The following is a 13,833-nucleotide window of genomic DNA, read 5'->3' as shown; positions in this document are numbered from 1 at the left end:
CCACCTACAGCGTGTAGAGAGCCTCGTTGGCACCGTTGATTCCAGATAACCGTCATCATGCCCGGGCAGTGCCTGAGTCAGGAGAACCGATATGAAACGTCGCATGCGCCTTTTCAGGAAGCCCGCGGTCATTCTGGCCTCGCTGTCATTGATGAGCCCGGCCTTTGTCCAGGCGACCCAGTCGTCGGCTACCAATGAAGAGACCATCATACTCAGTCAAGTTACAGAACCTGCTGATCAAACGGAGGAAGAATTCCTGATCGAGCAGGAAGACGACGAACAGGCCGAAACAGACGCCCTGGCCGAGCCGGAAGCCACCGAGCAGGGCGACGCGGACGCACTCGCTGAGCAAGAAGCCGATCAGGCTGAAGCCGACGCCCTGGCGGAGCAGGAAGCCACCGAGCAAGCCGAAGCCGACGCCCTGGCCGAGCAGGAAGCCACCGAGCAGGCCGAAGCCGACGCCCTGGCCGAGCAGGAAGCCGCTGAGCAAGCCGAAGCCGACGCCCTGGCGGAGCAGGAAGCCGCTGAGCAGGCCGAAGCCGATGCCCTGGCCGAGCAGGAAGCCGCCGACCAGGCCGAAGCCGATGCCCTGGCCGAGCAGGAAGCCGCCGAGCAGGCCGAAGCCGACGCCCTGGCGGAGCAGGAAGCCGCCGATCAGGCCGACGCCGACGCCCTGGCCGAGCAGGAAGCCGCCGATCAGGCCGAAGCCGACGCCCTGGCGGAGCAGGAAGCCGCCGATCAGGCCGACGCCGATGCCCTGGCCGAGCAGGAAGCCGCCGAGCAGGCCGACGCCGACGCCCTGGCGGAGCAGGAAGCCGCCGAGCAGGCCGAAGCCGACGCCCTGGCGGAGCAGGAAGCCGCCGATCAGGCCGACTCCGACGCCCTGGCGGAGCAGGAAGCCACCGAGCAGGCCGAAGCGGATGCCCTGGCCGAGCAGGAAACCACCGAGCAGGCCGAAGCCGACGCCCTGGCCGAGCAGGAAGCCGTCGTGCGGGCCGAGGAAGACGCCGCCCTGGCCGAGCAGGAAGCCATCGAGCAAGCCGAAGCCGACGCCCTGGCCGAGCAGGAAGCCACCGAACAGGCTGAAGCCGACGCCCTGGCGGAGCAGGAGGCCGCCGAACAGGCCGAGGCACGCACCGTCGCCGAGCAGGAGGCCATCGAACAGGCTGAAGCCGATGCACTGGCCGAGCAGGAGGCCAGTGACAAGGCGGATGCGGAAGCCCTGGCCGAGGCCGAAGCCGCCGCCCTGGCCTCTGCCGCCGCCCTTGAGACCCAGGAAGCCAGTGAGACATCCGAAACGGTCGTGACTGCGGATACTACGCGTACCAGCGACGAAGAGGCCCAGGCCACGGCGGCGTCAGAAGCCGATGATGACGATAACCAGATATGGAAATACCTGGGGGCCGCTGCAGTAGGTGCCGTTGCAGGCGCCTTGATCCCCCAGCTCGGTGGTCGGGTCGTCGAGAATCAAGGCGACCGCATGATCGTCGAGCGCGACGGCGAGCTGCATGTGCGCAAGGACGAGAATCTGCTGTTGCGTCGCCCTGGGGTCACCGAGACCACCGAATCCTTTGCCGATGGCATCACCCGCTCCACCGTGACTCGCGAGGATGGCAGCCGGATCGTGACCGTTCGTGATTCCGGTGGCTTCGTCCTCAAGCGCACTCGCTATCTACCCGATGACACCGCTATCGTGCTGATCGACGAAACGGTCAAGGCCGATAGCTGGGTGTCTTCCGTCGACCTCGAGGAATCCCTGCCACCTCTGCGCTACGACATGCCGGAAGAACGCTACGTGGTCGAATACCGGCGTGCAGATGAGGACATCCTGCGCGAAGCACTGCTGGCACCGCCGGTACAGGAGTTCGATCGGGCCTTCACGCTCCGTCAGGTGCGCGAAAACTCACGAGTCCGAGACATGATGCCGCGTATCGATCTCGACGTTATCCAGTTTGCGACCGGCTCGTCGGCCATTCAGCCCTCCGAGGCCGAAGCGTTGAGGCTGATCGGGAACACCATGGCCGACATCATCGAGCAGCACCCGAATGAGATTTTCCTGGTCGAAGGCCATACCGATGCCGTGGGATCGGACCTGATGAATCTCGGGCTGTCCGATCGGCGAGCAGAAGCCGTTGCCCTGGCGCTGACCGAATACTTCGCCATTCCCCCGGAAAACCTGATCGTGCAGGGCTATGGTGAGCGCTATCTGAAAGTGGATACGCAGGGACCCAGCCAGGTAAACCGACGCGCGAGCGTCCGGCGCATCACCCCGCTGATCGATGCAGGATTGGTCAGCCTCTAGAAAGCCAGCACCGGAAAAGCCGACAGACAATGCGCTCTGTCGGCTTTCTCGTAAGCGCGTTGCCACAGGCGCCAGTTCATATCCCAGTGACTTGGCACGGCGCGCGCGAGTGCATTCCCGAAGCGTGGTTTTTACCAGCGAGACTCAGGCAGGCGCCAGGCCCGACTGGTCCGCCAGCCTTGGCGCGCACGACGCTGAATGGGGAGACGACAGGGCCGCCAGGGGGGCGGGCTCCTGAGACCGATCTGCCAGTTTGAATCTCGCGACGGCTTCATCCAGGCGCTGCGCCTCGGCCTGAAGCTGGCTTGCGGCCAGGCTTGCCTGCTCGACGAGCGCGGCGTTCTGCTGGGTGGTGTTGTCCATGTCGCCGACCGCGGTGTTGACTTCGCCGATGCCGGCGCGCTGCTCATTGGAGGCCACGGCGATCTCGTTCATCAGCTCATTGACGCGCTGCACCGAGCTCATGATCGAGCCCATGGTGCTGCTGGCGCTGTCCGCCTGCTGGGTGCCGGCCTCGACCTGGCGCACGGAGGTCTCGATGAGCTGGCGGATCTCCGTGGCGGCGTCTGCGCTCCGGGTGGCGAGCTTGCGCACCTCGTTGGCCACCACCGCAAAGCCCCGGCCATGCTCGCCGGCGCGGGCTGCTTCCACCGAGGCATTCAAGGCCAGGATATTGGTCTGAAAGGCGATGGAGTCCATCAGCCCGATGATCTCCGTGACCTGCTGCGAGCTCGCGCGAATCTCCTGCATTCGAGTGACCACGTTGGCGACGACATCACCGCCTTGGTCGGCTCGCTCGGCCGCTTCTCGGGCCATCTCGCTGGCAAGCGAGGCGTTCTCGCTGTTGCGCTCCATGGTGGAGGTCATCTCCTCCATGCTCGAGGCGGTTTCCGTCAGCGAGGCGGACTGGCGCTCGGTGCGTGCCGCCAGGTCCCGGTTGCCGCTGGCGATCTCGCTGGAGTTGGCGAGTATTTCCGCGCTGCTGTCGCGCACCGTGGCGACGGTGGTCGAGAGGCCCCGCTGCATGGCCGCCAACGACGAGAAGAGCTTGCCGATTTCATTCTGGCCGCGTGATTCGATTGTCGCGGAAAGATCGCCGCTGGCCATGCGCTGGAAGTGTTGCACGATACGGTTCAGCGGCCCGATCAGGTTGGTGCTGACGCCACGGTAGACGACGCCGATCACGATCAGGGCGACGATGAAGACAAGCACGATCACTCGCTGCGCGGTGGTGACCACCGTGCCGAAGTTCTCCGCGCGCTCGGCTCCTTCGGCTTCCACCTGGTGGAAGAAGCCGACGGCGGCCTGGTAGAAGCTGGCGTTATCGGTAGAGGCCCGTTCGCGCAGCGCCTGATAGGTGGCAAGATCGCCAGTGGCAAGGGCCTCGGCCTGCGGCTGCAGGCTGTTCTCCATCATCGCGTTGAAGCTGGCTTCGATGGGACCCATCAGCGTCGCGTGTTCGGGGCGAACGGGCAGCTCCAGGAAACGCTCGAAGTTGTCGGCTACCTCCTCGAGCCGCCCGCCGAGGCGATGGGCATCGGCGGCCTGGGCGGTGGTCCCCGCGACGGAATTCTCCAGCAGCTCTTCGTAAACGCCGGCCATGTCGATGCGTACGCTGAGCAGCATCGAATTGGCCCGGTTGAGGGCGGCCTGCTGGCTGACGTTCACCGCACTGAAGGTATCGAAGCTTCGCTGGCTGTGGTTGACCGCATAGAGCCCCATGGCGCTCAGCGCGATCAGCAAGGCAAGAAAGGCGAGCAGGACCAGCGTCCAGCTCATTTTCACGGAAAGATGGCTCAGGCTTTTCACTTGTGACTCCTGGTGGCCCCGGGGCAGGGCTCGAATTGCATCGCGATGATGAGAGGCGTTCAGCCCGCCGGTGGGCCGGGCTGAACCGACCTCAGCTGTTGCTGGCCTTGCCAGCCGAGCCTTCCTGGCGATGGGAGTAAGCGGCGGCTTCCCGGTCCTGGGTTGTGCTGCAGTTGCTCTCCTCGTCGGCGCTGGCCATCTGCTCGCGCTCGCGCTCCTCGTCGGCCAGGCTGACCCGGGGCAGAACGAGATTGAGGGTAAAGGCGGTAATGGCCGCGACCACGATGGGGGAGCCACCGATCACGCTCTGTATCCACTCGGGGAGCTGGGCTATCGCTTCGGGCACCTGTGAGATACCCAGGCTCAGGGCCAGCGCCAGGCCGACGATGGTCATGTTGCGCGCCGATAGCTCGTCCTTTATCAGCAGCTTGATGCCGGTCATGGTGATCATGCCGAAAACGATGACGGTCGCGCCGCCAAGCACCGGGTAGGGGATGGTCGTCACCAGGGCGCCGAACTTGGGGCTCAATCCGGCCAGCAGCATGAAGCCGCCGGCAAGCGCCAGGACGAAGCGGCTGATCACGCGGGTCATCGCCACGATGCCGACGTTCTGGCTGAAGGTGGCGGTGGGCAGGGCGCCGAAGAAGGCGCTCAGCGTGGTGGTCAAGCCGTTGCCCAGCAGCCCCCCGGTGAGCTCGCGCGTCTTCAGCTCGCGGTTCATGCCCCCCACCGTAGTGGCCGACAGGTCGCCGATGGTCTGCACGGAATTGATCACGCAGATGATCACCATGGCGATGATGGCCGAGGTGTGAAACTCCAGCTCGAAGGGCATGAACCGGGGCACCGCCACCCAGCCGGCATCGGCGACCGCGTCGAAGCTGACCATGCCGAGCAGCAGCGACAGCATGTAGCCCACCACCATGCCGACGATGATGGCCGAGAGCTTCACCACCCCCCTGCCGAACTGCGAGGCGACCAGCACCGTTGCCAGCGTGACCAGGGCCACCAGCCAGTTGAGCGGTTCGCCGAAACCCGGGGCTTCGACGTTACCGCTGCCTGCCATGTAGCGCACCGCGATATCGTACAGCGACAGGCCGATCACCAGCACCACGGTGCCGGCCACCACCGGTGGGAACAGGTGGCGGATGTACTGGATGAAATAGCCCACCACCATCATGCAGATGCCACCGATCAGCTGGGCACCGAGGATACCGGCCAGGCCGTACTGGCCGCCTACGGCGACCAGGGTGGGCACATAGGCGAAGCCCACCCCGAAGATGGCGGGCAGGCGAGCGCCGAACTTCCAGGCGCCGTAGAGCTGGAAAAGCGTGCTGACGCCTGAGGCCAGCACCGCGATCTGGATCAGCAGTAGCCGCTCTTCCACGCTGGCGCCCACGACCCCTGCAACGATGATGGGCGGGGTGATGACGCCGGCGATCATGGCCAGCACATGCTGAAGCGAGAGGGGCAAGGCCTTGCCCAGGGGCGGCCTGCCGTGAAAGTCAAAGATGGACGTATTGACCTGCTGCTTGGGCATGAGGACTTCCGATCTGTTCTTGGATTTGTAGTACATCTGCTAGCTGTGCTGTCTACAGTAGCTGATAAAATTGTATACTAGAAATATTTTTCACGTTCAGAGCCGGCATCGCATACGGCACGCCAGCGCACTTGCGTCGCTGGCGATAGGCTGGGCGGGGCTTGTTGCAGGGGCTAATGGCAGGGTCTATTGGTGGCAGGGCCTATTGGAAGGGATGACTGGCAGGGGCTGATTCGGATTTCTCCTTCAGTAACCAAGACCCCAGTCCGGCGACAGCGAGCCCCAGGGTGGCGAAGAGCATGAAGGTGGTGACATGGCCTTCGGCTCCGACAAGCCAACCGGCCAGCGGAGAGCCGGCGACCTGGCCGACCGAAGTGGCGAGCAGCGGCAGCACCGGGGCGAAGGCGGGCGCCTCGGTCATGATCTGGGTGCTCCTGACCAGGTAGAAACCGGTAAGGATCATGTACCCGGCACCGAACAGGGCCGCGGATGACAGGGCGAGAGCGAAGTTGCCGGGATCGATGGCCAATATCACGAGACTGACAGACATCACCGTGAGGCCGGCGGCATGGCTCGAGGCCGGCCCGAAGCGCGAGATGAGATCCCCGGCGCCGGCACCCGTCAGCCCTCCGATGCCAACCGCCAGCCACATCCAGGCGGTCTGGCTCGACGCGAGCCCCCCGGCGTTGATCACCGCATCGGGGGCAAACACCCAGTAGGCCGCACTCACACACCCCATGCCAGTAGCAAGGCCGCTCAGCCGGGCGATACCGAGCCATTGCGCCCGGCTTACCGGCGCGGCTAGCAGGCGGGGCCGCGAGAGTGAGGTGCGCTGGTCATCCCGAGGCAGATAGCAGAAGGCGGCCAGTGCGGCCAGGGCCGCCAGGGCGGCGAATCCGGTATAGGCACTGCGCCAGGCCTCCGCCCAGAGCAGCACCGCGGGCATGGCGAGCGCAATCCCCAGGCTGGTGCCCGCATTGATGGTGGCGTTGACGCGTCCGCGCAGGTCTGGCGGTACGACCCGATAGACCGCCTGGGCCATGACCGGCGATGACAGCCCGGTGCTGATCCCGCAGAGCAGCACGCCGGCGGCCAACTGCAGCGATGAAGGTGCCTGGGCGATGGTCATCAGGCCTACCCCGGCCAGGCCGGCGGCCGCCACCCCCGTGCGGCGTACCCCGAGTCGGCGAGTCACCCAGGGAGCGGCGAGGATAGCGAAGACGAAGCTCAGGAAAGGCAGGGCGCCGATTACCCCTGCCATGGTCGCGGAGATTGTCAGTTCGTCGCGCATCGAAGGCAGGAAGAGCCCGAATACGAAGCGGGCCAGGCCGTAGGTGATGGCGATGACCCCGCTTCCGAGGGCTGCCATGCCGAGGGGGGACAGGGGCCTCATGGGGTCTCGCTCCGGGCCGCTGCGAGCAGGGCATCGACCACCGCTCGAGTGTCGGCCAGGGCCGTCTGCGGGCCCAGCAGGGCCACCGCCGTGTTGCTGCCTTCCAGCACCATGAACAGGCGTCGCGCCAGGCCGGCGTGGTGGTCCAGGCCATCGCGCACCACGGCGGTTTCCAGACGTGCCAGCAGATCGGCCTTGGCGGCCACCGCCAGGGCATGGATCTCGGTGCTGTGCTCGGCGAACTCGCCCATCGCCTTGACCATGATGCAGCCATGCTGGCTGTAGCGCTCCAGCCAGTGGCCATGCGCATCGACCAGGGCACGTGTCACCTGGCCCGGCGAGGCGGAGGCCGCTGCCGCATCGAGGCTGGCCATGAAGCGTTCATGGCGAGCCGACAGAACCGCCGCCACCAGGGCTTCCTTGGAAGCGAAGTGGTTGTAGAGCGTCATGCGCACCACCCCGGCGGCGGCCACGATGCGGTCGATGCCAGTGGCGTGGAACCCCTGCTCATAGAAGAGTCGCTCCGCCGTGGCGAGCAACTGGTCGCGCTTGGAGGCTGGCATCGAATGTCACTCCTGTATAGACCGATCTATCTAAATATAGGCCTATCTAAGTACAGGACACCCGGCGGTGTCAAGCGACCCAGCCTTGGACCCTTGCTGAGCGATGGCAGCCACTGCTCCTTTAGCGAGGACGGGGATGTGGCGTGGCATCATGAAGCGCCATGGAGCGAAGAGAAGGAGATTACAGCCAGACAGTAAAAGGGCCGCTTTCCCGGGAAAGCGGCCCTGCACATTACCACTTGCTTGTCAAGCAATCAGCATTACTTATCCGACGTGCTGGTCGACTTCTTGCTATTGTCGGCCTGCCGCTGGCTTTTCTGTTGAGAATTACCTGCCTCTTCCTTGCCTTGCTGGAAGTGGCCCTCTACTTGAGCCTTCCCTTTCTGCATGTTTTCTTCGAGCTGCTTGCTGCCTGACTGCACGCTCTCAGATGTCAGCTGCTGGGTCTCCTTCAGGTATTCCTGACTCAAGGCCTGGATCCTGTCAGCGTCTTCCTTCATCTGCTCACTCAATTCCCGGACGGCCTGCTGCTGCTTCTCCACTACCTGCCGAAAACTGTCGGAATCCTTCACCTCAAGCCAGGAGCGGGACTGTGCCAGATTCTTGTCCGCAAAGGCACGAACGGAATCGAACTGAACCGAGAAGAGTTTCTCAAAGTAATCAGTGGTCAGTGCTCCGTAAGCACGCACCGGCTCTAAAACGGCGTTGTCGAACTGCCCTTTGGCCCTTTCGCTGCTTCGTTCGCTAGACGGGTTGCCATCTGACTTGGTCTTTTCAGCGCTCATTTAATTTCTCCATGTCTTGTAACAAACAAGTGAAGTAATAATCCAGGTAAAGTTTGCAATTCAGCAAGTCGTTCCTCAACAAGCTGATGCTGATGTCGCCTGTTTGTGTAGATTCCTTCTTGGGCTGGCAACTACGGCTACATCCCTCAAACCATAAACAGACAAAGCGAGTCGCTCTGTGCGGTAGCACACCCAACGACATCCAAACCAGCGTTATTCAGCACGAGGGCTTAGGAAAGGGGCTTAGATAACGAGCTTAGACAAGGAGCTTAGAAAAGGGACTTGGGCAAGGGGCTTAGAATAAGGAGCTTGGAAAAAGGGCCCGCTTGAGATCGCGAGCCCTGTAGGTACTTGCGGAGAGGGGGCTTAGGCGGCTCCCGGCTCCCGGAAGTATTGCCAGGCATGGTGGTAGAGCACCCCGGCATAGCCGTTGCGCTGAATGATCTTGAGGATCTTCGCGGGGTTTTCGTCATCCAGGGCCTTGTGCAGTTTCGCCCGCTGCTCGTCATCGAGGGCCTCGTACCAGTGGTAGGGCCTGCCCTGGGCATTGCCATCCTCGGCCTTGCGCATCAGGTCCATTTCGATGCGCCCGCCATGTCGGTACAGGATATCGTAGCCCTCCTGCAGCTGGGTCGTCGGCACGTCGCACGGCTTTTCGAGGCCTTCCAGTACGTTGTAGTAGTAATAGCTCAGCGGTTGCATGTGGCTCCTCCAGCGGTATGCCGTTGCTCATCCCTAATGACCTGCTTTCCCTTTCTCCATCCTGCCTGAGACAAGGCGACGAGCTCAATTGAAAAATGCATGGCATCCCCGGTGCCATCCCCAACTGGGCGCAGACCGCCTTCGTACATGACTGGCTGCGCCGAGGTATTCAGGGGCGTTGAGGCGAGTTCACGAACGAGCGCGAATACCCTGGTCCGATTTTCGGGGTCCACTTTACCTGAAGCCTGGTTCGAACTTCCTGTGGCGGGCATCGATTGGGCTACACTCGCAGAAGAAGAACCTGATCACCGACCTCGACAGGGCCGGCCGAAGGATATCGAGCGCGGGGCGGTAAAGCGGGGAGGAACCATGGCGGCGATTGAGCGCTACGACGTGGTCTGCATCGGCGGCGGCTCTGGTCTGACGGCCGCCTATTACGCTCAGCAGGACGGCAAGTCGGTCGCGCTGGTCGATGACCGCCCCGACCAGCTCGGCGGCACCTGCGTGAACCGCGGCTGCATCCCGACGAAGGGCCTGATTCAGGCTGCCGAGGTGATGCAGACGATCCGGCACGCCGGGGACTTCGGTATTCACCTGGATCAGTCGTCGGTTCGCGTCGACTTCCAGGCCGTGCTCGACACGGTCCGTCGGCGGCGCGAGAACGACGCCGCTGCCGTGCGCCGCTGGGTGGAGAGCGCCTTCACCCCCTACTACGGCCAGGCGCATTTCGTGGACGACAAGCTGATCGAGATGGAGGACGGGCGCCGGCTGACCGGCGAGCGGATCTTCATCGCGGCGGGCGCGCGACCCGCGGTCCCGCCGATCCCCGGGCTGGCGGAGAGCGGGTTCCTCACCAACGAGTCCGTCATCTTCGACCTCACCGAGCAGCCCGAGCACCTGATCATCCTCGGCGGCGGCTACATCGGCTGTGAGTTTGCCCACTTCTTCTCCGCCCTGGGCACCCGCGTCACGGTGATCGACCACTCCGAATGCCTGCTGGCCGAAGACGACGACGTGCGGGCGCTGTTCACCCAGGAGCTCGCCAAGCGGGTGGAGCTGGTGCTGCAAGCCGAGGCTCGCCAGGCGCTGGTGCGCGACGGGCATTGCGGCCTGGTCGTCGCCACCGGCGACGGCGAACGGACCGTGCTCGGGGATCGGCTCCTGCTGGCCACCGGTCGGCGTCCCAACACCGATGGGCTCGGGCTGGAACGGACGGGGGTCGAGCTCGACGACCGCGGCTTCGTGGTGGTCGACGACGGGCTTCGGACCACGCACCCCGACATCTATGCCTATGGCGACGTCATCGGGCAGGGGATGTTCAAGCACACCTCGAGCTACGAAGGTGAGCTTGCCTACCGCAACGCGCACGGTGCCTCCCTGGCGGTCGACTACACCGCCAACCCGCACGCCGTGTTCAGCAATCCGCAGATCGGCTCGGTCGGGCTGACCGAGCGCGCCTGTCGCGACCAGGGCCTCGATTACACCGTGGCCCGGAAGGAGTATGCCGATTTCGCCAAGGGCAAGATCGTCGGTTCCCCCCCGGGCTTTGCGAAACTCCTGGTCGAGAAGGGCAGCGACCGGATCCTGGGCTTTCACATGATCGGCCCCCAGGCCGCCGACCTGATTCACGAGGTGGTGGTCGCCATGAACACCCCGGGGGCCAAGGCGCAACGGGTGCGCGACAGCATCCACGTGCACCCGACGCTTGCCGAGTTGGTCAGGCAGGTGTTCGATGCCACGGCGTAGGAGCCGCCGGATTCAGGTCATCGCCCGCCTCGATGCTCATTGAACGCTATGCTGTCTGCTTCACGCTGATGAGGGGCACAAGCCGACAAGGCGAGGGCCTCATGTGGGTGGAGCGGCTGGGCCGTCGCCCCCCAGGGCCTGATCCAGGTCGGCGATCAGGTCCTCGATCGCCTCGATGCCCACCGAGAGCCGAATCAGCCCGCCCTCGATGCCCAGCCGCTCGCGAGTCTCGGCAGGCACGGAGGCGTGGGTCATGATGCCGGGGTGCTCGATCAGGCTCTCCACCCCGCCCAGGCTCTCGGCCAGGGAGAACAGCCGGCAGCGCTCCAGCACGCGGCGTGCCGCCGGTTCGCCGCCGCGCACCACCATCGAGAGCATGCCACCGAAGTCGCTCATCTGGCGCTTGGCCAGGGCGTGCTGGGGGTGGCTGGCGAGTCCCGGGTAGATGACCCGTTCCACGGCGGGGTGGGCCTCCAGCCAGGCGGCCAGCGCCCGGGCGTTCTGGCAGTGCTGGCGCATGCGCAGCACCAGCGTCTTCAGGCCGCGCAGGGCGAGAAAACTGTCGAAGGGTCCGGCGATGCCGCCCACGGCGTTATGCAGGAAAGCCAGGCGCTCGGCGAGTTCCTCATCGGCCACCACGGCGACCCCGCCGACAATATCGGAGTGGCCCCCCAGGTACTTGGTGGTGGAGTGCACCACGATGTCGAAGCCGAGCTCCAGGGGGCGCTGCAGCACCGGGCTGGCAAAGGTGTTGTCCATCACACTGATCAGGCCGTGGTCGCGGGCGAAGGCGGCGACTCGCTCCAGGTCGACGAGCTTGAGCAGCGGGTTGCTGGGCGATTCCACCCATAGCATGCGGCTGTTGTCGTGCAGGGCGATGTCCAGTGCCTCATCGAGGCTCAGGTCGACGAAGCCGAAGTCGAGCCCGGCGGAGCGCCGGCGGACGTTCTCGAACAGCCTGTAGGAGCCGCCGTAGAGGTCGTCCATGGCGATCACATGGCTGCCGTGGTCGAGCAGTTCCAGCACGCAGGCCGTGGCCGCCATGCCCGAGGCGAAGGCGAAGCCCGCCGTGCCGCCTTCCAGGTCCGCCATGCAGCGCTCCAGCGCCAGGCGGGTGGGGTTGCCGCTACGGGAGTACTCGAAGCCCTGGTGATGGCCGGGGCTTCCCTGCACATAGGTGGAGGTGGCATAGATCGGTGTCATGATGGCACCGGTGCTCGGGTCCGGCGCCTGGCCGGCATGGATGGCCCGGGTCGCCAGCCGATGCTGGCCGTTGCGCTTGTCGTCGTTCATACATCCCTCCTCAAGGTTTCGTCTGAAAAGTCGCCGAGCGATGGCCAGGGCTAGGCCCGTTCCCTACGGGCCCACGCATTTCCCACATCCGTGTGGGTCACAAGGCAAAAATCAGCGAAAAGGCGGAGTTTACGGGGGTGTAAATGAGTACTTTGAGCTGATTTTTAACGCCGTATGGGCGAGCGCAGGCAGTTTTCAGACAAACCTTCAGTCGATCCGGCGGCGCAGATAATTGAGCAGGTCGATCCGCGTGATCAGGCCATGGAAGTCGTCGCCCTCGGTGACGATGGCCACATGGTCCTCCTCGAACACCGCCACCAGGTCGTCCAGGCTGGCGCCGGGGGTGAGCTCCTGCAACTGGGTGATCATCGCCTCGCGAACCGGCGACTTGAAATGGTCCTCGTGGCCGTACACCGCCATCAGTATGTCCGACTCGTCGATGATGCCGACCACCCGGTCGCCCTCCATCACCGGCAACTGGGAAACGTCGTAGAGCTTCATGCGCGCGTAGGCGGTGGTCAGCGGCTCGTCGGGTGCCACCACGATGGTGTCGTGCTCGGCATAGGGGTGGCGGATCAGGTCGCGCAGGTCGCCGTAGTGGTGGCGCTCGATGAAGCCCTGGTCCTCCATCCAGTGCTCGTTGTACATCTTGGAGAGGTACTTGTTGCCGGTATCGCAGACGAAGGTCACCACCCGCTTGGGCTGGGTCTGGGCTCGGCAGTAGCGCAGCGCCGCCGCCAGGCAGGTGCCGGTGGAGGTGCCACCCAGGATGCCCTCGCTTCGCAGCAGTTCGCGGCCGCAGAGCAGGCTCTCCTTGTCGGAGATGGTGATCGCCTGGCTCACCCGGGAGAGATCGGCGATGGGGGGCACGAAGTCCTCGCCGATGCCCTCGATCAGCCAGCTGCCGCTCTCGGTGCTGAGCCGGCCGGTGCGCACGAACTCCGCCAGCACCGAGCCCTCGGGGTCGGCGAGGATCAGCTCCACCTCGGGGGCGGCCTTGGCGAAGCAGCGCGACAGGCCGGTGATGGTGCCGCTCGAGCCGACGCCACACACCACGGCGTCGAGGCGGTTGTCCATCTGGCTGAGGATCTCCGGGCCGGTGCCCCGTTCGTGGGCGAGGGGGTTGGCGGGGTTGCCGAACTGGTTGACGAACACCGCGCCGGGCGTCTCCCGGGCGATGGCCGCCGCCTTGTCCTGGTAGTACTCCGGGTGGCCCTTGGCCACGTCCGAGCGCGTCAGCACCACCTCGGCGCCCATGGCCTTGAGATTGAAGATCTTCTCGCGGCTCATCTTGTCGGGGATCACCAGGATCACGCGGTAGCCCTTCTGCTGGGCCACCAGCGCCAGGGCCAGGCCGGTATTGCCGGCGGTGCCCTCGACCAGGGTGCCGCCCGGCTGGAGCTCGCCCGAGGCCTCGGCGGCCTCGATCATCGACAGCCCGATACGGTCCTTGATCGAGCCGGTCGGGTTCAGGTGTTCCAGCTTCAGGTAGAGCTCGCAGGGGCCGGTGTCCAGGGCGGCGACCCGCACCATCGGCGTGTTGCCGATCAGAGCCATGGCATTCGCAAGGGGTTGCATCGGGGCCTCCGGGAATCGGTGTCTCCCCAAGGGGCAGTGGAGGTGACCGGCGTATCCGGCGACCCTTGACCATCAGCGCCGGCACGGCGAAGTCGCGGTCTCGATTTCAGTCTAGCAGTTCGGCG

General features: G+C 64.8%; 10 protein-coding genes. 2 read left to right on the top strand and 8 right to left on the bottom strand.

What is annotated here, in order from left to right:
* Positions 1-91: 91 nt before the first annotated feature.
* Positions 92-2,302, top strand: coding sequence for an OmpA family protein (locus tag LY622_RS22545; protein WP_305038565.1), 2,211 nt, complete (start codon positions 92-94; stop codon positions 2,300-2,302).
* Positions 2,303-2,446: 144 nt separating this feature from the next.
* Here LY622_RS22545 and LY622_RS07485 read toward each other — a convergent pair whose 3' ends face one another.
* From LY622_RS07485 to LY622_RS07460, 6 genes are all read right to left on the bottom strand, one after another.
* Positions 2,447-4,111 (bottom strand): methyl-accepting chemotaxis protein, encoded by a 1,665-nt coding sequence (locus LY622_RS07485; RefSeq protein WP_234290318.1) that lies wholly within the window; start codon positions 4,109-4,111, stop codon positions 2,447-2,449.
* A 91-nt stretch (positions 4,112-4,202) separates the two neighbouring features.
* Complete coding sequence (locus LY622_RS07480) at positions 4,203-5,648, bottom strand: uracil-xanthine permease family protein (RefSeq protein ID WP_234290317.1); 1,446 nt, start codon at positions 5,646-5,648, stop codon at positions 4,203-4,205.
* Positions 5,649-5,850: 202 nt separating this feature from the next.
* Positions 5,851-7,041, bottom strand: a complete 1,191-nt coding sequence (locus LY622_RS07475; RefSeq protein WP_234290316.1) for an MFS transporter — start codon at positions 7,039-7,041, stop codon at positions 5,851-5,853.
* Positions 7,038-7,604, bottom strand: coding sequence for a TetR/AcrR family transcriptional regulator (locus tag LY622_RS07470; RefSeq protein ID WP_234290315.1), 567 nt, complete (start codon positions 7,602-7,604; stop codon positions 7,038-7,040). The genes LY622_RS07475 and LY622_RS07470 overlap by 4 nt, the downstream gene beginning before the upstream one ends.
* A gap of 260 nt (positions 7,605-7,864) precedes the next feature.
* Positions 7,865-8,389: a phasin family protein gene (locus LY622_RS07465; RefSeq protein WP_234290314.1), complete on the bottom strand. Its 525-nt coding sequence runs from the start codon at positions 8,387-8,389 to the stop codon at positions 7,865-7,867.
* A gap of 366 nt (positions 8,390-8,755) precedes the next feature.
* Complete coding sequence (locus LY622_RS07460) at positions 8,756-9,091, bottom strand: hypothetical protein (RefSeq protein ID WP_234290313.1); 336 nt, start codon at positions 9,089-9,091, stop codon at positions 8,756-8,758.
* Positions 9,092-9,460: 369 nt separating this feature from the next.
* Between LY622_RS07460 and LY622_RS07455 the strand changes: the two genes are divergently transcribed.
* Positions 9,461-10,837: a dihydrolipoyl dehydrogenase family protein gene (locus tag LY622_RS07455; RefSeq protein WP_234290312.1), complete on the top strand. Its 1,377-nt coding sequence runs from the start codon at positions 9,461-9,463 to the stop codon at positions 10,835-10,837.
* A 99-nt stretch (positions 10,838-10,936) separates the two neighbouring features.
* On the opposite strand, the gene LY622_RS07450 is transcribed toward LY622_RS07455, so the two are convergent.
* A complete protein-coding gene (locus LY622_RS07450; RefSeq protein ID WP_234290311.1) occupies positions 10,937-12,130 on the bottom strand; it encodes a cystathionine gamma-synthase in 1,194 nt (397 codons plus the stop codon).
* Positions 12,131-12,337: 207 nt separating this feature from the next.
* A complete protein-coding gene (locus tag LY622_RS07445) occupies positions 12,338-13,708 on the bottom strand; it encodes a pyridoxal-phosphate dependent enzyme (RefSeq protein WP_234290310.1) in 1,371 nt (456 codons plus the stop codon).
* Between the last annotated feature and the right edge of the window lie 125 nt (positions 13,709-13,833).

The organism is Halomonas alkalisoli (assembly GCF_021412585.1).
In the GTDB taxonomy this organism is placed as follows: Bacteria; Pseudomonadota; Gammaproteobacteria; order Pseudomonadales; family Halomonadaceae; genus Halomonas; species Halomonas alkalisoli.
This window is presented reverse-complemented; position numbering and strand designations above follow the sequence as displayed.

What these genes read in the sequence shown, in the direction of transcription:
- LY622_RS07460 (WP_234290313.1), bottom strand. Translation starts at nt 9,091, where the DNA reads ATGCAACCGCTGAGCTATTACTACTACAACGTACTGGAAGGCCTCGAA.
- LY622_RS07475 (WP_234290316.1), bottom strand. Translation starts at nt 7,041, where the DNA reads ATGAGGCCCCTGTCCCCCCTCGGCATGGCAGCCCTCGGAAGCGGGGTC.
- LY622_RS07450 (WP_234290311.1), bottom strand. Translation starts at nt 12,130, where the DNA reads ATGAACGACGACAAGCGCAACGGCCAGCATCGGCTGGCGACCCGGGCC.
- LY622_RS22545 (WP_305038565.1), top strand. Translation starts at nt 92, where the DNA reads ATGAAACGTCGCATGCGCCTTTTCAGGAAGCCCGCGGTCATTCTGGCC.
- LY622_RS07470 (WP_234290315.1), bottom strand. Translation starts at nt 7,604, where the DNA reads ATGCCAGCCTCCAAGCGCGACCAGTTGCTCGCCACGGCGGAGCGACTC.
- LY622_RS07480 (WP_234290317.1), bottom strand. Translation starts at nt 5,648, where the DNA reads ATGCCCAAGCAGCAGGTCAATACGTCCATCTTTGACTTTCACGGCAGG.
- LY622_RS07465 (WP_234290314.1), bottom strand. Translation starts at nt 8,389, where the DNA reads ATGAGCGCTGAAAAGACCAAGTCAGATGGCAACCCGTCTAGCGAACGA.
- LY622_RS07445 (WP_234290310.1), bottom strand. Translation starts at nt 13,708, where the DNA reads ATGCAACCCCTTGCGAATGCCATGGCTCTGATCGGCAACACGCCGATG.
- LY622_RS07455 (WP_234290312.1), top strand. Translation starts at nt 9,461, where the DNA reads ATGGCGGCGATTGAGCGCTACGACGTGGTCTGCATCGGCGGCGGCTCT.